Here is a 19,278-nt window from a genome sequence, read left to right as displayed (position 1 = left end):
CATCCATTCAGCAAACTCCCAGAAACCCGGAGCACACTGGGAACGTGAAAAAGTCTGAGCCGGAAGCCAAACTGCTGGTCGTCGACGACGAGCCGAACATCCGTGAACTGCTGTCGACTTCACTTCGGTTCGCCGGCTTCGAGGTAGTTGCTGCCGCCAATGGCCGCGAGGCTTTGGACGCTGCCGAAGAGCATATGCCCGATCTGGCTGTGCTTGACGTCATGCTCCCGGACATGGACGGGTTCACCGTAACCCGTAAGCTCAGGGCCTCCGGCCGGCATTTTCCGGTGGTCTTCCTGACCGCCCGGGACGAGACCGAAGACAAAGTCACCGGCCTGACCGTGGGCGGCGACGACTACGTGACCAAGCCGTTCAGCCTGGACGAAGTGGTGGCCCGGATCCGGGCCGTGCTCCGCCGCACCCGGCCTCTGCTGGAGGACGACGCGGTCATCTCGGTGGATGATTTGGAGCTCGACGACGACGCGCATGAAGTCCGCCGCGGCGGCGAAGTCATCGACCTCTCCCCCACCGAGTTCAAGTTGCTGCGCTACCTGATGCTGAACCCCAACCGGGTGCTGTCCAAGGCGCAGATCCTGGACCATGTCTGGGAGTACGACTTCAACGGCGACGCCTCCATCGTCGAGTCCTACATCTCCTACCTGCGGCGGAAAATCGACACGAATCCGGATACGCCGCCGCTGATCCAGACCAAGCGCGGCGTGGGCTACCTGCTGCGTACGGCCGACCGCCGCTGATCGATGGTCGAACGCTGGAGGTCAGCATCCCTACGGTCGCAACTTGTCCTGATTATGGGTGTGCTCATGGTGGCCACCCTGACGGTCATTTCGGTGCTCACCCTGACCCTGCTGCATGACACGCTGGTGAAACAGCTCGACGCTGACCTGATTAAGAACCGCCAGGCTATCTCCTCCTTCCTGGTCCGCGAGGCGACCAACCCCACCCAAAACCCCTACCCGTCAGAGCGGTACTACGGCGCTTTGCTGTCACGCGACGGCCAGATCAGCATCGATACCAACAACCCCGAGGACCGCCCGGACCTGCCGGCCATTTCACCGGACGAGGCGGCCACCGTTGAAGGCAAAGGTTTCTTCGTTCCGGGGATCGAGCGGGACAGCGACGGCTGGCGGGTGTGGGTGACGCCGCTGCAAAATGGTGCCGGCTCCGTAGCAGTTGCGGTGAGCTACAACGAGGTGAACGAGACCTTCAACAAGGTTTCGGTGAGCACGCTTCTGATCGGTGTCTCGTCGACGGTCGCGGCCATCGGCATCGCCTGGCTGGCGGTGACCCGGTCCTTCCAGCCCCTGAGCCGGGTGGACAGAACAGCCGCAGCCATTGCCGCCGGCGACCTCTCACGCCGCGTCGAGGTGGTCAATCCCGCGTCCGAGGTCGGCCGGCTCGCCAGTTCGTTGAATGCCATGCTCGCCCACATCGAAACGGCCTTCGCCTCCCGTACCGCTTCCGAACAGCGGATGCGCCGTTTCGTCCAGGATGCCTCGCATGAGCTGCGCACCCCGCTGGTCACCATCCGGGGCTTTTCCGAGCTGTACCGGCACGGCGCGCTGCAGTCGCCGGAAGACGTCGGCGCCGCGATGGGCCGAATCGAAAGCGAAGCCAAGCGCATGGGCCAACTGGTGGATGACCTGCTGACGCTGGCCCGGGTGGACGAACAGCGTCCCCTCGAAGCCAAGCAGCTGGACCTCCTTTTGCTCGGCAACGATGCCGCTTTGGACGCGCGGGCCAGCGCGCCGGACCGCGCAATCACCGTGGTGGGGCTCGACGGCGGCTCGCCGCGTCCGGCCCCCATCCTCGGCGACGAGGCCCGGCTGCGCCAGGTAGTGGCCAACCTGGTCACCAACGCCCTGCGCTACACTCCCGAGGGCTCGCCGCTGGAGATCGCCGTCGGCGTCCAGCCGGTGATCGATGACCGGCTGGATTCCGTCCTCGAGATCCGCGACCACGGACCGGGCATCTCCGAGGACGAGGCTGCACGGGTGTTCGAACGCTTCTACCGGGCGGACACCTCACGCCATCGCGAAACCGGCGGGACAGGCTTGGGCCTGGCCATCGTTGCGGCCCTGGTGGCCCAGCACGACGGCACGGTCCGGCTGACGGAAACCCCGGGCGGTGGCGCCACCATGTCCATCCGGATCCCCTACCATCCGCAGGCGGACGAGGACGAGCCCTTCGACCTGGGCTAATCCACAACGCTCCCGACGCGTCGGGTTATCCACATCCGGCGGCCGGAGCCTCGCGGCTGCTTCCGCCGCTGCCTAACCTGAACGGTGTCGGATAGGTACACCAGCAGCGGAGGACACCATGGCCGTATTCCAAGTAGACAGCGAGGCTCTCGCCGCCAAGAGCATGGCGGTGCAGGGCACCATCGGGCGGCTGCAGGCGGAGGTGAACACCATGCAGTCCGGACTGCGCGAGTTGGAGTCGCTCTGGACGGGCGCGGCGGCTGCGAACTTCCAGCAGCTCGTGACGGACTGGCGGGGCACCCAGCTGAAGGTGGAGGAATCCCTGGCCAGCATCAACGCTGCACTGTCCCACGCCTCGCAGCAGTACCTGCAGGCGGAGGAAGCCAACGCCAGGATGTTCCTGGCCTGAACACTGTCCGGCCGGGTCCGGGCGCCGCCGCTCAGCCCTGTTCGGGCGTGCCCTGGTGGAAGCGCAGGCGCCACTGCTGGCCGTCCCGGAGCCAGAGCGAACTGCGCAGGGCGGATCCCTCGCGGCGGACACTGCGGTAGGTCAGCAGGATGCTGTCTTCGCCGAGCCGTTCGACGGCGAAGACCTCCAGCGAGGCATCCAGCTCCGGACTTTCCTGGAGTTCGCTGATCATCGCGTCCCGCGTCCACATCCGGCCGGCTTCGCCGATCTCGGCAAAGTCAGGGTGCAGCAGCACAGCCAGCCGGCCGAAGTCCGCGCGGACCGCGGGGCTGAGCAGTTGCTGTTCCAACCGCACCACCAGCTCTTCCGGCGAGTCCTCGGCCGCCTCGTCGCCGGCGAAGTCTTCCAGTTCGGAGAACAGATCCGGTTCAGGGGTCATTGCCACCGGGTGACGTGTCCCGTTGCGGGCAGCAAGGGGCTCCGCCGCCGGGCGTCCCGCAGGGCTTGTTGCGGCACGGGCTGCGCCGGCCGACCCAGCGCCCAGGACCGCACTGCCCGAGGTGCCCGGTCCGCCCGGGAAGCCCGGACCCGCCGGTGCGCCGGTTCCGTTCTGGAAGGCCACCGCCACGGCGCGGGCCCGTTCGTCGGCGGCCTCATTCAGCGGGTGTCCGGCGTGGCCCTTGACCCATTCGAACTCGTAGCTGCGCCCCTTGATCACGGCGTCGATGTCCTTGAGCAGGTCAACGTTCAGCACCGGTTTCCCGTCGGCCTTTTTCCAGCCGCGCCGTTTCCAGCCCGGCATCCACTTGGTCACGCAGTTGATCACGTACTGGCTGTCGCACAGCACGCGCAAGTGCTCCTGGGACACGTGCGCGGTTGCCCGGAACAGATCCAGCACGGCCATCAGCTCGCCTTGGTTGTTGGTGCCCTGCGGCCAGCCGCCGGCGGCCCAGGCAGTGTCGTCGATGTACCAAGCCCAGCCGGCCGGTCCGGGGTTGCCGAGGGCGGAGCCGTCGGCGGCAGCAGTGATAGTCATGATTTCCATCTTTTCAGATCCGGCCGACAATCCTGGCCCTAGGCTGGGCAGGTGGCAATACTTATCGATCCTCCGCTCTGGCCGGCCCACGGCACGCACTTCTCACACCTCGTCTCGGACAGCTCGCTGGCCGAGCTGCACCGCTTCGCCGCGGCCGCCGGGATCCGCGAGCGGGCCTTCGACCGGGACCATTACGACGTACCGGTCAGCCGCTACCGCGAGCTGGTCGAGTTGGGAGCAGTGGAGGTCAGCGGCGGCGAACTGACCCGCCGGCTGCAGGCCAGCGGGCTGCGGGTTCCCGCCCGGCAGCGCCCGGAAAAACTTCGCCGCGTACTGCTGCGGCGGTGGAACGAATTGCTGCCCGGGCAGGAGGATCTGGGCCGCGACCTGCTGGAGCGCTGGACGGAGCCGCACCGTCACTATCACGGCCCCGGCCATCTGCTGGCGGTCTTGGAAGCGCTGGGTCAACTCGCGCCGCCCGTTGGCGCCGGGCCCCGGCAGCGCACCGTGTGGCTGGCAGCCTGGTTCCACGATGCGGTCTACAACGGCCAAGCCGGCCAGGACGAACAGGAGTCCGCCGAACTGGCCGCAGCCAGCCTGCCGGCCGCGGGCATCAGTGCTGGCGAGACTGCCGAGGTGGTCCGGCTGGTCCTGCTCACGGCGGACCACTCCCCCGACCCGCAGGACGAATCCGGGGCGCTGTTGTGCGATGCCGATCTGGCCGTACTCGGCGGAACGCCGGCGGAGTACCGCAGCTATGTCCGGGCCGTCCGCCAAGACTATGCCGACGTGGCCGACGCCGACTTCGCCGCCGGACGCACCGCCGTCGTCCGCCGACTGCTGGACCTGGACCCGCTGTACCGGACACCTGCGGCGCGGGAAAAGTGGCTGGAGAGTGCCCGGCGCAATCTCACCGCCGAGCTGGACGTCTGGCAGCTTGAGGGCCCGGACTGGCTGCGCGGGAACCGGGGTTAAAGCCGCAAGGCGCGGCTCCCGTGCTGGGAACCGCGCCTCGCGTAAACCGTGGCCTGTTGACCAGGCCGAGGTAGTGGCTGGGAAGCTTAGAAGCCGCCCATGCCGCCCATCTCGTCGCCGCCCGGCATGGCCGGAGCGGCCTTCTCCGGCTTGTCGGCGACAACGGCTTCGGTGGTCAGGAACAGACCGGCGATGGAGGCCGCGTTCTGCAGGGCAGAGCGGGTCACCTTGACCGGGTCGTTGACACCGGCAGCCAGCAGGTCCTCGTACACGCCGGTGGCAGCGTTCAGGCCGTGGCCGTCACCCAGCCCACGGACCTTGTCCGCCACAACGCCCGGCTCCAGGCCGGCGTTGAGGGCGATCTGCTTCAGCGGAGCGTCGATGGCAACCTTGACGATGTTGGCGCCGGTTGCTTCGTCGCCCTCGAGGCTGAGGTTGGCGAATGCCTTGGCGCCGGCCTGGATCAGGGCCACGCCGCCACCGGCGACGATGCCTTCCTCAACGGCAGCCTTCGCGTTGCGGACGGCGTCCTCAATGCGGTGCTTGCGTTCCTTGAGCTCAACCTCGGTTGCGGCACCGGCCTTGATGACTGCCACGCCGCCGGCCAGCTTGGCCAGGCGCTCCTGCAGCTTCTCGCGGTCGTAGTCGGAATCGGAGTTGTCGATCTCGGCACGGATCTGGTTGACGCGGCCGGCGATGGCGTCGGCTTCGCCGGCACCTTCGACGATGGTGGTCTCGTCCTTGGTGACAACCACCTTGCGGGCCTGGCCCAGCAGGTCCAGGGTGGCGTTCTCCAGCTTCAGGCCGACCTCTTCGGCGATGACCTGGCCGCCGGTAAGGATGGCGATGTCGGCCAACATGGCCTTGCGGCGGTCGCCGAAGCCCGGAGCCTTCACAGCCACGGACTTGAAGGTGCCGCGCATCTTGTTCACGATCAGGGTGGCCAGGGCCTCAGCCTCGACGTCCTCGGCGATGATCAGCAGCGGCTTGCCGGACTGCATGACCTTCTCCAGGATGCCAACCAGGTCCTTCACGTTGGAGATCTTGGAGTTGACGATCAGAATGTAGGCATCCTCGAGGACCGTTTCCTGGCGCTCGGCGTCGGTGACGAAATAAGCCGACAGGTAGCCCTTGTCGAAGCGCATGCCCTCGGTGAGCTCCAGCTCCAGGCCGAAGGTGTTGGACTCCTCGACGGTGACGACGCCTTCCTTGCCGACCTTGTCCAGGGCCTCGGCGATCAGCTCACCGATCTGCGGATCTCCGGCGGAGATGGACGCGGTGGCGGCGATCTGTTCCTTGGTCTCGATTTCCTTGGCGGAAGCGATCAGCTCGGCGGTGACGGCGTCAACAGCCTTCTCGATGCCGCGCTTGAGGCTCAGCGGGTCGGCGCCGGCAGCAACGTTGCGCAGGCCTTCCTTGACCAGGGCCTGGGCCAGAACGGTCGCGGTGGTGGTACCGTCACCGGCGACGTCGTCAGTCTTCTTGGCAACTTCCTTGACCAGCTCTGCGCCGATCTTCTCGTACGGGTCGTCCAGTTCGATCTCCTTGGCGATGGAAACACCATCGTTGGTGATCGTGGGAGCGCCCCACTTCTTCTCGAGTACGACGTTGCGGCCACGCGGGCCGAGGGTTACCTTTACGGCGTCGGCGAGGATGTTCAGTCCACGCTCGAGGCCGCGGCGGGCCTCTTCGTCAAATGCAATGATCTTTGCCATAGCGGCTTACGTCCCTTCTGGACAATAGACACTGGACGCAGCTTTTGACGGCTGCTGGCCACCTGCGGTGCCCGCGACGGACGGCTTACGACGACGGCGATTTCGGTACGCCGCGCCGCTCACCTCACATCAGGTGGCGGGTTTCACCCCCCACGGAGACTTCTTAGCAGTCGGCCCGCGAGAGTGCTAAGTCAATAATTAGCACTCGACGGTGTCGAGTGCAACCTGTTGGGCGGCCCGATCGGTCCACTTCGCGGAGGGCGAATCACCCTGACCGACCCCGGGCAAACAATCAGGGTGGACCCCCATGGATACGGCCGGGGCCTCCCGCGTAGATTGGCTGGTAAGAGAAACCATCTGTGAGCAGCCCGGCGACGGGCAAGGTCGGAGAAACCATGACTGAATCAGGCGACGAGAAGAACGCCAGCAACCCCACCGAACCGTTGGGAACGGGAGCCAACCCGACGAGGCCGATCGGCCAGCCGCCGTACGGCGGCCCCGCCGGACAGCCCATTGGCCAGCCGCCGTTCGGTGCCTCGGAACAACGCGCCCCGGGTCAACAGCAAGGCACTCCCGGCCAGCCGCACTTTGGCGCTTCCGGACAGCCATACGCGCAGCAGCCGGGTCAGCCGGGTCAGCCGGGCCAGCCGGGCCAATACGGCCAGCCCGGCCCGCAGTACGGCCGGCCGGGCCAGCCGGGTCAATACGGCCAACCTGGTCAGCCCTACGGCCAGCAGCAGTATTACGGAGCTCCGCAGGGATACTACTACCCGGAGCAGAAGTCGCGGCTGATCGGCGGCCTGCTGGGCATCCTGCTGGGCGGCCTGGGCATCCACCGGTTCTACCTCGGCTACGTCGGCATTGGCGTGCTGCAGATCGTGGTCACTTTCCTGACCTTCGGCGTCGGCGCCGTGTGGGGCTTCATCGAAGGCATCATGATCCTGGTCGGGGCGGAACCGTTCAAGCGCGACGCCCGCGGCGTGCCGCTGAAAGAGTAGCCCGTCCGCGAACGTAACAATGCCACGGCGCAGCGCGACCACTACATGGCGCGGTGGGGCCCACCGCGGCGCGCAGCTGCGGGGTGGGCCCGGCCGGGGCGCAGCATGTTCCGTTCGCCGAGCAGCACGACCATCCGCCGCTCAGCCAGCCGGCGAAAAAGGCGGTGGAGGCACCCAGCCTCCACCGCCGTCGTCGTTAATGTCCTGCTAAGGAGCGACCCGGACCTCTTCGGCCTGCGGACCCTTCTGGCCCTGACCGATCTGGAACTCCACGCGCTGCCCTTCATCCAGGGAACGGTACCCATCCATTTGGATTGCGGACCAGTGGACAAATACGTCGGAATTTTCTTCGTCCACGGTGATGAAGCCGTAGCCCTTTTCCGCATTGAACCATTTGACGGTTCCCAGCGCCATAGTGTTCTCCATACTCAGTAGTTCCGCCTCTGCCACAGACGGTTCAGCGGCAGGGTGGTTTCACCCTATCTACGCATGGAGTAGAAAGTGACCTAAGGCACACTTAATGTTATTGAGGCGTAACCGAAATCCTCAAAACCAGGTGCGGCCGCCTAGCGGTAGCCGGGGCCGAGCGCCACGGTGACGTATTGCGAGACGTCACCGTTTTCCTGCAGGTCGGTAATGCCGAGCAGTTCCCCGAGGGCCTGGGCGTTGGCCTCCTGGCCCGGGTTGTAGAAGATCACCGATCCGGCCAGCGGTGCGCCGCCCCAGTTGTCCACCACGGCGATCGTCCAGCCGTCGTTCTGCACGGTCTGCGAGACCGTGCCGGCCAGCCCTGACACGCCCGCACCGTTGAGGATCATCACCGGATCCTGCTTGTTGACCGCCGTGGCCTCTTCGGTGGGCTCGTCGATTGCTTCTTCGGTGGGCTCCGGCGTGGCCTCGTCAGTCGGCTCCGTGGTGTCTTCCGCCGTGGCGCTTTCGCTTTCCTCCGCCGTTGCCGATGGCGATGCCGAGGCTGTTGCGGCAGGGGTGCTGGTTGCGCCGGCGACCGGGGTGAAGGGCCCTCCGGTCCCCAGCAGCGGCAGCACGAAGAAGGACAAGGCTCCGACCGCCAGCGCCAAGACGGCAGCCAGGATGATCAGGCCCAGGCCGTTGGACTTCGGCGTCGCCATGCGGGCGCGATGCACACCGTGGCGGTCTGAAGTTTCAGGGACCTGGTCGAACTCATCCCGGGGGTACTTGGTCATCGCGGTGCTGCATCCTTGGTGGTGGAGTGTCGGGATCCGGCCTCCCGGGCGGTCCCGGAATCAGGCGTCGGTGCCCAGCCGGCGAGCAGTGCGCGCGCGCTGGCGGGACGTACGTAGTCTACGCAATCTCTTCACCAGCATCGGATCGTGCGCCAGCGCATCCTCGGTGTCGATCAGCGCATTGAGGATCTGGTAGTAGTGCGTGGCGGACATGTCGAACAGTTCGCGGATGGCCTGTTCCTTGGCCCCGGCATACTTCCACCACTGCCGCTCCAGCGCCAGCATCCGCTGGTCGCGCTCGCTCAGCGGGCTGGCGTCGTCAACCTCGGCCTCGAGTGAAAACGCACTGGCCTCGGCCGAACCTGCCACAACACACCTGCTCTTCCTAGTACTTGCCGGCGGCAATCAATACCTCCTCCATGATAAGGGCGAATCACAGGCCTGTCATTCGATCCCCTGCGACTGTCGCTGACTCCCCTTTGGGCGGCCTGATTGCCGGCCGGCGGCCGATATCCGCAAAGATAGAACGGTGAACTACGACGACGGTGCCCTCTTTCCGCTGCCCGCCCACCCGCCTGCCGCGGACTTTGGTGCCCCGTATCCGTTCGCCGCACCGCAGGAACTTGCCGGCGTGATCCACCCCGAGTGGGCCGAGGTGCTGGCGCCGGCCGAACCGATGCTCTGGGACCTTGCCTCCTACCTGGACGGCGAGCGAGCCGCCGGCAAAACCCTGTTGCCCGCGCCGGGGAACGTGTTGCGGGCGTTCCAGCGGCCGCTGTCCAAGGTCAAGGTGCTGATCGTCGGCCAGGACCCCTACCCCACACCGGGGCATTCCATCGGGTTGTCGTTCGCTGTGGAACGGCACGTCCGGCCGCTGCCGCGAAGCCTGGCCAACATCTACAAGGAACTGCAGATGGACCTGGGTTTCCGGCCGCCTCAGCACGGGGACCTGAGCGCCTGGAGCGACCAAGGCGTGCTGCTGCTCAACCGCTGCCTGACCGTTGAAGCAGGCAAGGCCGGCTCGCACCGGAACAAGGGCTGGGAGCAAATCACCGAACTGGCGGTTCGGGCACTGGCCCAGCGCGGCGGCCCGCTGGTGGCACTGCTCTGGGGCCGGGAAGCCCAGCAACTGGCACCCGTGCTGGAACACGTGCCGCGGATCGAGACCGCTCACCCCAGCCCTTTGTCCGCATCCCGCGGGTTCTTCGGCTCAAGGCCTTTCAGCCGGGTCAACGAACTGCTGGCCGCCCAGCACGCCGACCCGGTAGCGTGGGCGCTGCGCTGAGCCCGAGCGGCCCAGCTGGTTGGTCGCGGAGTCCGGGGCGGCGTGGCAGCCTGCCCTGCACTGCTCCCCCGGCGGACTAACTGATACTCGCTCCCACGTTTCGGCGAGGGCATTTGCATCGTCGCAGGTCAGGGGCTTGGAGCGGGCCCAAAACATGGGACGTTAGTCCGATACATGGGAGCGAAGTTAGCCGAGTGGTCGCCAGCGGGCCACCACACGAACGTCCGCCCTCCCTGGAGCTGCAGCGCGCACCGCGCGAATGCCGCCCCTCCTTCTCTGGAACGCCGCCTGCCCGGCCGGATCTTGAAGGTGTGTTTTGCGGGCCGTTCGGCGTTGCCGCAGGTCAGGAGCTTGCGTCACGCCAAAACATGGACAGTTCCTGCTGAACATGGACAGCGCATGCCGAGCGCTGAAGCCAGGCCGCGGAAGGACAGCAGAGGCCAAGCCTTGGTAGACAGCAAAAGCCCCGCCGCCAGCGGGCGGTAGAAGCCCCGCCGCCAGCCGACGGTAGAAGCCCAGCCCCATGAAGAGCGGCCGTTACGCCGCCAAGATGACCTTTACTCATAAATTGGGAATCACTCGGACGTGGGTTAGGTTTCCCTAAGTAGCAGTTTCCCTTTGTCAGGAGTAGTACCCCTATGCAGACGCAACCGGCAGCAGCCCCCGCCCGCCCCGGACGGAGCGGCCGGCCCCCGCGCGTGCAGACCAACCTCCAGGTGACGCGCACTGAGTGGCTTTCGAAGCACATGGTCCGCGTGTATGCCAGCGGAGAGGCCTTCGAATCGTTTGCCGAGAGGTATGCAGCGAAGGCAGCGACAGACCCCTACATCAAGATCTTCTTCCTGGATCCGTCGCTCGACGTGGAACTCCCGGTCAACGTGGCCGAGCTCAAGGAAACGCTGCCGGCCGATAAGCTCCCCGTCACCCGCACCTACACCGTGCGGCGAGTTGACCGCGAGACGCGCGAAGTCGTCGTCGATTTTGTAGTCCATGGCGACGAAGGCTTGGCCGGGCCTTGGGCCGCGCAGGCCAAGCCGGGCGACTGGCTGATGTTCAACGGCCCCGGCGGCGCCTACCGCCCCGATCCCGAGGCCGACTGGTACCTGCTTGCCGGCGACGATTCGGCCCTTCCCGCCATTGCGGCCGCCGTCGAAGCCTTGACTCCGGACGCCCGTGGCCATGCCTTCCTGGAAGTGGACTCCGAGGACGACGTGCAGGAACTGGACGCCCCGGCCGGCTTGCAGATCCACTGGCTGTTCCGCCGCGGACAGACACCCGGGACCGCAACCATGCTGCGTGACGCTATCTCCGCCCTGGAATGGCCCGAGGGCCGGGTGGATGCCTTCGTCCACGGCGAGCGCGGCGAGGTGAAGTCGCTGCGCGACGTCCTGTTCAAGGACCACGGACTGTCCCGCGAGCAGGTCTCGATCTCCGGCTACTGGGCCTACGGCCGGGCCGAAGACGCTTTCCAGGCGGAGAAGCGCACCCCGGAGGGACAGATCTTCCCGGAGAACGAACCAGCCTGATCCGGCGCGCGTCGGGCCAGCGGGCCCGGCTTGGTCCGGCGGCTCCGACCTGCCGGCGTCCGGCACGGCGGCATAAGCATGCGCCGGTTTCGAGAGCGCCCAGACCGGCGTCCTTCCGGCGGCTCCGACCCGCGCTTCCCCCAGCGCCCTACCGGCGCCGGGCCCGCCGGCTTTCGTTCGATCCCAGTCCCTTGGTGAACGGGCGGGCCAAGTTGTCGCCCAGCACCGCGCCGCCGGCGATCGCCAGGATCACCGTCAACGCACCGAACAGCCCCAGAATGCCGTTGAACGGCGCCTCCGAGTTGACGGTCAGTTCGAAGATGGACCGGAACACAGACAGTCCGGGCAGCAGGAAGAGCACCGCAGGGACGGCCACCACCAACTGCGGCGAGCCCATCCGCAGGCCGACAATGCGGCCTAGGAAACCAATCACCACGGCACCGACGGCCGGCGCGATCCGGTCCCCGATTCCTGCCCACAAGACGAAGTCGTAGATCAGCAGACCCACCAGGCCCACGGCGGCGGTGGGCAGCAGCATGTTCAGTTTGGTCTGCTCGGTCATGCAGATGGCCATCGTCGCCACCATGAGCAGGAGCGCCCGCACCACATAGGGGTAGTTCCCCTCGCCTTGCACGAAGACTTCGGGGAGGCTGATGCCGGTCATGGTGCCTCCCACCAGCCCCACCGCGACGCCCGCGGCTATGGCCGCAAAGGTGAAGAAGGCGGAGAGGTAACGCCCGGAAGCGGTGACCGGGAAGCCGTTGATGGCGTCCTGTGTGGCTGAGACCAAGCGTCCGGTGGGCAGCAGGAACAGGATCCCGCCCGCGATCACCAGCGCCGGGCTCAACGGCACGTGCAGTGCCCAGAACACCAGTGCAATCACGGTGGCCAGGCAAGCGCCGATGCCGGTGATGAAGAAGTCCGGCATCCGCCACTTGCTCAGCTTCTTCCCCACCAACCCCATCAACAGGGTGGAGATACTGCCCACCAGGGCTGCGAAAATGCTGCCGCCCAGGAACGCAACGATCGCTCCGGCAAAAACGCCGCCGGCGCCGATGGCCATCCAGCGAGGGAAGGGCTTGGGGCGGGAGGTGATTTCCTGCAGCCGCTCCTTGGCTTCGCTGCGGCCCACTCCGCCGTTGACAATGTCGGTGACCAGTTCGTGCACCAGGGACAGTCCGGCGTAGTTGTTGGTCCAGGAACGCACCACGCGCATCACGGTGATCGGCACAGTGTCCGGTTTGGCGTAGTTGATCAGCACGGACTGGTTCGTGATGTCCACGTCGATGTCGCTGAGGCCGAACGCCGCCGTGACGGCAATGATGCTGGTCTCCACCTCCAGCGCGCCGGCTCCATAGCGGAACATGGTTTCCGCCACATCCAGGGCAAAGTCCAACGTGATCCGCGCGGAGGCATCGATTCCGGCTGCCTGGATCATCGGGTTCGCGTACGGGCTGCCGGCCAGCCGCTCCACAATGCTCATCGGTGCGGTGGGAGGCGCCTCGCCCTGCACCAGCTTGCGCAGCATCCGGCGGGCCGCCGCGTTGGAGCGTGATGCAGCCGCCGAAGCACGCAGCGGCGTGGTTCCGGTCGGAACGGGCTTGACCTGCTTGGCCACCGGCCGGTCCGTCGGGCGCGGCACGGGAGGATGGGTGGGCTGCGGTCCGGCGGCGGAGCCGGTGCGTGCCGGGGCCGTGGAACGGCCGGAACCGGCGTCGGGAACAGGAACGTTTTTCGGCTTGATGATCGGCAGCATTCCCGCCTGCGGAGTCATGGGCGACATGGATTCCTGGTCTGGGTCCTTGTCTTGCACTCCCACTCCGTTCTGCGTCTTCGCTACCGTAACGGCGGCGTTGTTGATCCCGGTTAAATCCTTGCACACTGCTACCGGGAGAACACTCCCGAGGAGGCAGAGAGCCGCGTCACCCCTCGCCGATTTCTCCGCTCACGACGTCGAGGCTGAACTCCCGCGTTCGGCCCACCACCGCGGCACTTCCGGAAGCGGTGTCTACCGGGGCTGCAGTGCAGGTAAAGACCACGGTGAAACGGCCGGCAGCGACGTCGGCGGCGCTCACCGTGTGGACGGGATGGAAGTAGTGTGCCTCCCCACCCGGCCCGAGTTGCTGCGGCGGAAAATCCCCGAGGTTGTCGAACGCGCCGGAAAGTTGAACGCTCAGGTACTCCGGCCCCAAAACCCGCGCCCGTCCGGCGAAAACGAGCATGTCCCCGGCCCGATAGCCCGGCTCCGGCCGTCCTTCGTCCGCACCGACAATCGCCTGCAGCACCATGTCGAAGCGCAACGGATAGTCCCTTGCCACCGGAAGTGGGCCTGTCTCTGGCCGCGACCCACCGGTGCCTTCGTCGGCCTTCCGCGTCACCGCCCCGCGGGGCCAGGCCGCCCGCAGCATCCCCGGATCAGCAGTGGCGAAGGCCAGTTCGCGGCCGCCCTGGCGCTCGTACAGCACGCCAATCCGGCCGTCGGCCAGCCGCACCACGGCCGGACCGCTGGCTCCACTGCCCCAGATAGTGAGTTTGTGCGGCCAGGACTCCCCGTCGTCGCGCGACAGGCTGAGCACCACATTCCGGTTCAGCACGGCATCCTGGCAGTTGGCGGCCAGGATCCAGTGGCTGCTTACCGGTGCGGCCAGTCCGCCCAAGGCTGGCAGCCCGTCGAACCGGATCAGTGAGCCGGCGCTGCCGGGATCGGGCAGTTCCTCGATCGGCTGCAGCGGTCCGTAGCTGTGCCCGCCGTCATCGGATACGGCCGCCCACCGGATGGGCGCGGCGCCAACCTGCAGCACCACTCGGCCGTCGGACAAGCAGGCCACAGCGCCCGGGTCGGGTTCCGACATGACCAGAACCGGGGAGACCGGCGGCGCCTCGAGGGACTCCGTGGCCCCCGGTACCTCCGAGACCGCTGGACCGAGGGCAGACGCATCCAGCGGCTCGCCGACAGTCCAGCTGTCACCGTGGTCGTCGCTGTAACCGGACGCTGCCCTTGGCCCGCCCCCGGCCGTCACGGCGAACTGCACCAGCAGCCGTCCGGCGAAGGGACCGGCATGCAGCCCGGTCCCCGAGCCGGCACCTGCCAGTCCGGTCACGGCATCCGAGGCCAATCGCGGGGTGACTGTCCGATGCTGCCAGGTGGCGCCGTCGTCGTCGGATGACATCAGTTCAAAGCGTCGGTCCTCGGCGGCGGGAGCAAGCCTGTCATCGCTGCCGCCTTTGTCCCGGGCCACGAAAGCCATCAGGATCCGCCCGGTTTGGGCGTCGGACAGCAGCCCGGGCCGGCCGGGCGCCTGCCCGGCTTGGCCCGCCCAGACCACTTGTTGCGGCTCCCAGCTGGCTCCGCCGTCGAAACTGCGGCGCAGCAGCAGGTCGCCGGAGCGACGTGGTCCGGCCTGCCCGTCCAAGCCTGCAAAGGCGGCCATCACGCTGCCGGATGGGGCGACGGCGAGCGCCGGAGCCCGATAGCGGCGGTAGCCCCCCACGCCCCGAACGGCGAGGACCTGTTCCATTCCTCCACCGTACCGGCCATGGTGCCCCGGAGGGCAGAGGCTTCAGGAATCGCCCGGTAACAGCGTGGTTCCGCGACACGCCGGGCTAATCCGGTTGCCCAGCCTAACTATCGGTCAGGATGTGAACTGAAACACATGTTGCAGTTTTGCCTCGCACCCCGTCTCTGAAAGGACGCCCAACGATGAGTTGGTTGGATCGATCGCGTACGATCGCCCCTCCGGGCTTCAACCGCTGGCTGATTCCGCCCGCGGCCCTGGCCGTGCACCTGTGCATTGGACAGGCCTACGCCACCAGCGTGTACAAGAACGCCCTGGTGGCGCACTTCGATGTGAGCTTGACCGAGATCGGCATCATCTTCTCCATTGCCATGGTGATGCTTGGACTGTCCGCCGCCGTCATGGGCACCTGGGTGGACCGCAACGGTCCTCGCATGGCCATGTTCACGTCGGCGCTCTTCTGGAGTTCCGGCTTCCTGGTCGGTTCACTGGGTATCTTCACCGGCCAGCTCTGGCTGGTTTACTTGGGCTACGGCGTGATCGGCGGCATCGGCCTGGGCATCGGCTACATCTCCCCCGTATCCACGCTGATCAAATGGTTCCCCGACCGCCCCGGCCTGGCCACAGGGATGGCGATCATGGGCTTCGGCGGCGGCGCGCTGATCGCCAGCCCGGTCTCCACAGCGCTGCTGCAGTTCTATGACCCCAGCTTCGACGGCACGCCGGGCTGGGTGGCCAGCGGCGACGCGGTCGGCAAGCTCTTCCTGACCCTGGCCGTGGTCTATCTGGCCTACATGCTGTTCGGCGCCTTCACCATCAAGGTTCCGGCAGCCGACTGGAAGCCGGAAGGCTTCGACCCCGCCAAGGTCAAGGCCAAGGCGATGGTCACCACGGCGAACGTCTCGGCGAAGAACGCCATCAAGACCCGTCAGTTCTGGCTGGTGTGGATCGCCCTGTTCTGCAACGTCACGGCGGGCATCGGCATCCTGGAACAGGCCTCACCGATGATCCAGGACTTCTTCCGCCAGTCCGACGGCGTCTCGCTGGTGACGGCGGGCGTTGCCGCCGGATTCGTGGGACTGCTCTCGATTGCGAACATGGGCGGCCGGTTCGTCTGGTCCACCACGTCCGACTATCTGGGCCGCAAGAACAACTACATGCTGTACCTGGGCGTCGGCGCCGTGCTGTACGTGGTGCTGGCCCTGTTCGGCTACTCGTCCACCGGGCTGTACGTGCTGCTGGCGGCCGTCATCATCAGCTTCTACGGCGGCGGCTTCTCCACGGTTCCGGCCTATCTGCGCGACCTGTTCGGCACCTTCCAGGTGGGCGCCATTCACGGCCGGCTGCTCACCGCGTGGTCCGCCGCGGGCATAGCCGGACCGCTGATCGTCAATGCCTTCCTGGACGCCCAGGGCAAGCCTGGCGAACTTACGGCGCAGGCCTACCAGCCGGCGCTGCTGACCATGGTGGGGCTGCTGGTCATCGGTTTCATTGCCAACCTGATGGTCAAGCCGGTGGACAGCAAGTTCCATGAGGCACCGGCCAGAGAAGCTGGCGAAGCCGCGATGGCCGGAAGGGAGGCCTGACATGAAGAAAGCACAAGTAGCCCTCGGCTGGGTACTGGTCGGCATACCGCTGCTCTACGGAATCACCCAGACCCTGATGAAGGTCCCGGCGCTCTTCGGCTGATCCTTCGAACCGCCTGGCCGGCAGCCCCGGTGAAGCGAGACGCAGCTGCAGGCCCGGCTCTCTGGAGCCGGGCCTGCAGCGTTGAGCAGGGCCTGCAACCTTGACACCCGACCGGTCCGCCGTAGCGTTGGAGGTGCCATGGAGTGGTTCAGCGCCGAGGGGTTCGAGCTGGCGCGGCAAGTGCTGCAGCGCGGCATCGCCGCGGTGTTCCTGATTGCCTTCGCCTCCGCGCTGGCCCAGTTTCCCGCCCTGTTGGGCGAACACGGACTCCTCCCGGTTCCACAGCTGCTGGAACGGCGCACGCCGCGCGGCTTCACCCTCTTCCGCTGGGGCTACACCGACGCAAGGCTGCGCGCCGTGGCGGGCACCGGCGTCGTTATTTCAGCACTGCTGGTGGCCGGGCTGCCGCAGTGGGGACCGCCTTGGCTGCCGCTGGCGGCGTTCCTGGCCCTGTGGTTCCTCTACATGTCCATTGTGAACGTGGGCCAGACGTTCTACGGCTTCGGCTGGGAGACGCTGCTGCTGGAGGCGGGTTTTCTTGCCGCCTTCCTGGGCTCGGACCGGGTGGCACCGCCGGCCCCGGTGCTGTGGCTGTTCATCTGGCTGGTATTCCGGCTGGAGTTCGGTGCGGGCATGATCAAGATGCGGGGCGATACCGTCTGGCGCGATCTGACTGCCCTGTACTACCACCACGAGACCCAACCGATGCCGAATCCGGCCAGCTGGTTCTTCCACCACCTGCCCAAACCGCTGCACAAAGTGGAGGTGGCCGGCAACCATTTTGCCCAGCTGGTGGTGCCCTTCTTCCTGTTCTTTCCGCAGCCAGTGGGCAGCATCGCCGCCGCGGTGGTGATCTTCACGCAGCTGTGGCTGGTGGCCTCCGGCAATTTCGCCTGGCTGAACACCCTGACCATCCTGCTGGCCTTCTCCGCGGTGTCCGACAGCGCGGTGCGGGCCATCCTGCCGGTCGGCGACTTCACCCCTCAGTACCAGCCGGAGCCGGTGTGGTTCACCGTGCTGGTGCTCGCGGTCAGCGCCCTGCTGGTGTACCTGAGCTACTGGCCGTTGAAGAACCTGTTCGCCAAGCGCCAGCTGATGAACGCCAGCTTCAATAACTGGCATCTGGCCAATGCGTACGGCGCGTTCGGTTCCATCACCCGGCAACGGTACGAAGTGGTGGTGGAAGGGTCGGCGGACGGCGTCAACTGGCAAGAGTACGGTTTCAAGGGCAAACCCGGAGACCCGCAGCGGATGCCGCGGCAATTCGCGCCGTACCACTTGAGGCTGGACTGGCTGATGTGGTTCCTGGCCTTGGGCTCTCCCGGCGCAAGCTGGTTCATCCCGCTGCTGCGGCGGCTGCTGGAGGCGGACAAGGCCACGCTGAAACTGCTGCGGCACGACCCATTTAACGGAGAACCGCCGCTCCTGGTGCGGGCAACGCTGTACCACTACCGGTTTTCCACCTGGGCGGAAAGGCGGCGGACCGGGCAGTGGTGGATCCGGAACGAGTCGGGCCAGCTGGTGCCCCCGCTCTCCCGGCCGCGCACGGCGGAATAACCGCTGCCTCCCCGCGGTTGCCGCCAGTAACCACAAGATGCATATGCATGCACCATCAACGCAGACGAAAGGCGGCCACAGCGTGGCGCAAACTATCGAACTCGGGCTGGACACCTTCGGGGACGTCACCACCGGGGCGGATGGAACACTCCTGCCGCACGAGCAGGTAATCCGGAACGTCATCGCCGAAGCCAAACTGGCCGACGAGGTGGGCCTGGACTTCATCGGCATCGGCGAACACCACCGCGAGGACTTCGCCGTGTCCGCACCGGACGTGGTGCTCGCCGCGATCGCCGGCCAGACCAGCCGGATCAGGCTCGGCTCCGCCGTCACCGTGCTCAGCTCGGACGATCCGGTCCGCGTCTTCCAGCGCTTCTCCACCCTGGACGCCGCCTCCAACGGCCGTGCCGAAGTCATCCTGGGCCGCGGCTCCTTCACCGAGTCCTTCCCACTGTTCGGCCTGGACCTGGCCGACTACGACGTCCTCTTCGACGAGAAGCTCCAGCTCTTCACCGAACTGCTGAAGGAAGAACCGGTCACCTGGGCCGGCCGCACCCGGCCCCGGCTGGACAACAAGCGGATCTACCCGCCCACGGCCTCCGGCAGCCTGAAGACCTGGATCGCCGTCGGCGGCACGCCGCAGTCGGTGGTCCGCGCCGCCCATTATGGGCTGCCGCTGATGCTGGCCATCATCGGCGGCGCACCGATGAACTTCGCACCCTTCACCGACCTCTACCAGCGCGCGCTGGACCAGTTCGAAAAGCCGGCGCTGCCCATCGGCGCGCATTCGCCCGGCTACGTCGCAGACACGGACGAAGAGGCCCGCGAGGAGATGTGGGTGCCGTATGCCGACATGCAGGAGCGGATCGGCCGCGAGCGCGGCTGGAGCCGGATGACCCGCGGCCAGTTCGAAGCCGAGGCGGGCCCGGACGGCGCCTTGTTCGTCGGCTCGCCGGAGACCGTGGCCACCAAGATCGTCAAGGTGGCCAAGGGCTTGGGCCTCACCCGTTGGGACATGAAATACAGTCTGGGATCCCTCCCGCACGAGAAGCTGATGAAGTCCATCGAGCTCTACGGCACCAAGGTGGCCCCGCTGGTCCGGGAGCAGCTGGCGCAGTAGCGCACGGCAGCTTCGCATAAAGCACGACG

17 protein-coding genes are annotated in these 19,278 nt (G+C 66.7%); 10 read left to right on the top strand and 7 right to left on the bottom strand.

The genetic code is table 11. The annotated features are described in order from the left end of the window. Nucleotides 1–44: 44 nt before the first annotated feature. The 3 genes from AB0N75_RS16055 to AB0N75_RS16045 all read left to right on the top strand — a co-directional run bounded on the left by AB0N75_RS16055 (nt 45) and on the right by AB0N75_RS16045 (nt 2,628). Nucleotides 45–755 (top strand): response regulator transcription factor, encoded by a 711-nt coding sequence (locus AB0N75_RS16055; protein ID WP_364651915.1) that lies wholly within the window; start codon nt 45–47, stop codon nt 753–755. 66 nt (nt 756–821) lie between these two features. Next, on the top strand, nt 822–2,219 hold the full coding sequence (locus tag AB0N75_RS16050; RefSeq protein ID WP_364651913.1) for a HAMP domain-containing sensor histidine kinase: 1,398 nt from the start codon (nt 822–824) through the stop codon (nt 2,217–2,219). A 118-nt stretch (nt 2,220–2,337) separates the two neighbouring features. Next, nucleotides 2,338–2,628, top strand: a complete 291-nt coding sequence (locus AB0N75_RS16045; protein ID WP_364651911.1) for a WXG100 family type VII secretion target — start codon at nt 2,338–2,340, stop codon at nt 2,626–2,628. A 31-nt stretch (nt 2,629–2,659) separates the two neighbouring features. Here the strand turns inward: AB0N75_RS16045 and AB0N75_RS16040 are convergent, their stop codons facing one another. Further along, nucleotides 2,660–3,664 (bottom strand): ribonuclease HI family protein, encoded by a 1,005-nt coding sequence (locus AB0N75_RS16040; RefSeq protein ID WP_364651909.1) that lies wholly within the window; start codon nt 3,662–3,664, stop codon nt 2,660–2,662. Between the two features lie 51 nt (nt 3,665–3,715). Between AB0N75_RS16040 and AB0N75_RS16035 the strand changes: the two genes are divergently transcribed. After that, complete coding sequence (locus AB0N75_RS16035) at nt 3,716–4,639, top strand: DUF4031 domain-containing protein (protein ID WP_364651907.1); 924 nt, start codon at nt 3,716–3,718, stop codon at nt 4,637–4,639. An 86-nt stretch (nt 4,640–4,725) separates the two neighbouring features. Here the strand turns inward: AB0N75_RS16035 and groL are convergent, their stop codons facing one another. Beyond that, nucleotides 4,726–6,354 carry a chaperonin GroEL gene (gene groL / locus AB0N75_RS16030; protein WP_364651905.1) on the bottom strand — a complete coding sequence of 543 codons (1,629 nt, stop codon included), beginning with the start codon at nt 6,352–6,354 and terminating at the stop codon, nt 4,726–4,728. A 395-nt stretch (nt 6,355–6,749) separates the two neighbouring features. Here groL and AB0N75_RS16025 point away from each other — a divergent pair, with 395 nt between their 5' ends. Then, entirely contained in the window at nt 6,750–7,352 is a 603-nt protein-coding gene (locus AB0N75_RS16025) for a TM2 domain-containing protein (protein ID WP_364651903.1), read from the top strand. Nucleotides 7,353–7,559: 207 nt separating this feature from the next. Here AB0N75_RS16025 and AB0N75_RS16020 read toward each other — a convergent pair whose 3' ends face one another. The 3 genes from AB0N75_RS16020 to AB0N75_RS16010 all read right to left on the bottom strand — a co-directional run bounded on the left by AB0N75_RS16020 (nt 7,560) and on the right by AB0N75_RS16010 (nt 8,926). Next, nucleotides 7,560–7,766: a cold-shock protein gene (locus AB0N75_RS16020; RefSeq protein WP_127515201.1), complete on the bottom strand. Its 207-nt coding sequence runs from the start codon at nt 7,764–7,766 to the stop codon at nt 7,560–7,562. A 152-nt stretch (nt 7,767–7,918) separates the two neighbouring features. Beyond that, on the bottom strand, nt 7,919–8,557 hold the full coding sequence (locus AB0N75_RS16015) for a LytR C-terminal domain-containing protein (RefSeq protein WP_364651901.1): 639 nt from the start codon (nt 8,555–8,557) through the stop codon (nt 7,919–7,921). 60 nt (nt 8,558–8,617) lie between these two features. Continuing rightward, the gene (locus AB0N75_RS16010) at nt 8,618–8,926 is read right to left on the bottom strand and encodes a DUF3263 domain-containing protein (protein ID WP_127515197.1); all 309 of its coding nucleotides are present in this window, start codon (nt 8,924–8,926) and stop codon (nt 8,618–8,620) included. Nucleotides 8,927–9,086: 160 nt separating this feature from the next. Here AB0N75_RS16010 and AB0N75_RS16005 point away from each other — a divergent pair, with 160 nt between their 5' ends. Beyond that, nucleotides 9,087–9,842: a uracil-DNA glycosylase gene (locus AB0N75_RS16005; protein ID WP_364651899.1), complete on the top strand. Its 756-nt coding sequence runs from the start codon at nt 9,087–9,089 to the stop codon at nt 9,840–9,842. 638 nt (nt 9,843–10,480) lie between these two features. Continuing rightward, on the top strand, nt 10,481–11,368 hold the full coding sequence (locus tag AB0N75_RS16000; protein ID WP_364651897.1) for a siderophore-interacting protein: 888 nt from the start codon (nt 10,481–10,483) through the stop codon (nt 11,366–11,368). 148 nt (nt 11,369–11,516) lie between these two features. Here AB0N75_RS16000 and AB0N75_RS15995 read toward each other — a convergent pair whose 3' ends face one another. Continuing rightward, a complete protein-coding gene (locus tag AB0N75_RS15995; RefSeq protein WP_364651895.1) occupies nt 11,517–13,151 on the bottom strand; it encodes a threonine/serine exporter family protein in 1,635 nt (544 codons plus the stop codon). Between the two features lie 139 nt (nt 13,152–13,290). Further along, on the bottom strand, nt 13,291–14,886 hold the full coding sequence (locus AB0N75_RS15990) for a sialidase family protein (protein WP_364651893.1): 1,596 nt from the start codon (nt 14,884–14,886) through the stop codon (nt 13,291–13,293). A 182-nt stretch (nt 14,887–15,068) separates the two neighbouring features. On the opposite strand from AB0N75_RS15990, the gene AB0N75_RS15985 reads away from it, so the two are divergent. The 3 genes from AB0N75_RS15985 (at nt 15,069) to AB0N75_RS15975 (ending at nt 19,249) form a co-directional block, all read left to right on the top strand. After that, the gene (locus AB0N75_RS15985) at nt 15,069–16,469 is read left to right on the top strand and encodes an OFA family MFS transporter (RefSeq protein ID WP_364651891.1); all 1,401 of its coding nucleotides are present in this window, start codon (nt 15,069–15,071) and stop codon (nt 16,467–16,469) included. 241 nt (nt 16,470–16,710) lie between these two features. Then, nucleotides 16,711–18,129, top strand: a complete 1,419-nt coding sequence (locus AB0N75_RS15980; RefSeq protein ID WP_364651889.1) for a lipase maturation factor family protein — start codon at nt 16,711–16,713, stop codon at nt 18,127–18,129. A gap of 82 nt (nt 18,130–18,211) precedes the next feature. Further along, nucleotides 18,212–19,249, top strand: a complete 1,038-nt coding sequence (locus AB0N75_RS15975; protein WP_364651887.1) for an LLM class flavin-dependent oxidoreductase — start codon at nt 18,212–18,214, stop codon at nt 19,247–19,249. The last annotated feature ends 29 nt before the right edge of the window (nt 19,250–19,278 follow it).

Source organism: Arthrobacter sp. NPDC089319 (assembly GCF_040684925.1).
Taxonomy (GTDB): domain Bacteria; phylum Actinomycetota; class Actinomycetes; order Actinomycetales; family Micrococcaceae; genus Crystallibacter.
This window is presented reverse-complemented; position numbering and strand designations above follow the sequence as displayed.

Excerpts from the sequence above, each read along its gene's own strand:
- AB0N75_RS16050 (WP_364651913.1), top strand. The coding sequence starts at position 822 with ATGGTGGCCACCCTGACGGTCATTTCGGTGCTCACCCTGACCCTGCTG.
- AB0N75_RS16045 (WP_364651911.1), top strand. The coding sequence starts at position 2,338 with ATGGCCGTATTCCAAGTAGACAGCGAGGCTCTCGCCGCCAAGAGCATG.
- AB0N75_RS16040 (WP_364651909.1), bottom strand. The coding sequence starts at position 3,664 with ATGACTATCACTGCTGCCGCCGACGGCTCCGCCCTCGGCAACCCCGGA.
- groL (WP_364651905.1), bottom strand. The coding sequence starts at position 6,354 with ATGGCAAAGATCATTGCATTTGACGAAGAGGCCCGCCGCGGCCTCGAG.
- AB0N75_RS16025 (WP_364651903.1), top strand. The coding sequence starts at position 6,750 with ATGACTGAATCAGGCGACGAGAAGAACGCCAGCAACCCCACCGAACCG.
- AB0N75_RS16020 (WP_127515201.1), bottom strand. The coding sequence starts at position 7,766 with ATGGCGCTGGGAACCGTCAAATGGTTCAATGCGGAAAAGGGCTACGGC.
- AB0N75_RS16015 (WP_364651901.1), bottom strand. The coding sequence starts at position 8,557 with ATGACCAAGTACCCCCGGGATGAGTTCGACCAGGTCCCTGAAACTTCA.
- AB0N75_RS16000 (WP_364651897.1), top strand. The coding sequence starts at position 10,481 with ATGCAGACGCAACCGGCAGCAGCCCCCGCCCGCCCCGGACGGAGCGGC.
- AB0N75_RS15995 (WP_364651895.1), bottom strand. The coding sequence starts at position 13,151 with ATGTCGCCCATGACTCCGCAGGCGGGAATGCTGCCGATCATCAAGCCG.
- AB0N75_RS15990 (WP_364651893.1), bottom strand. The coding sequence starts at position 14,886 with ATGGAACAGGTCCTCGCCGTTCGGGGCGTGGGGGGCTACCGCCGCTAT.
- AB0N75_RS15985 (WP_364651891.1), top strand. The coding sequence starts at position 15,069 with ATGAGTTGGTTGGATCGATCGCGTACGATCGCCCCTCCGGGCTTCAAC.
- AB0N75_RS15980 (WP_364651889.1), top strand. The coding sequence starts at position 16,711 with ATGGAGTGGTTCAGCGCCGAGGGGTTCGAGCTGGCGCGGCAAGTGCTG.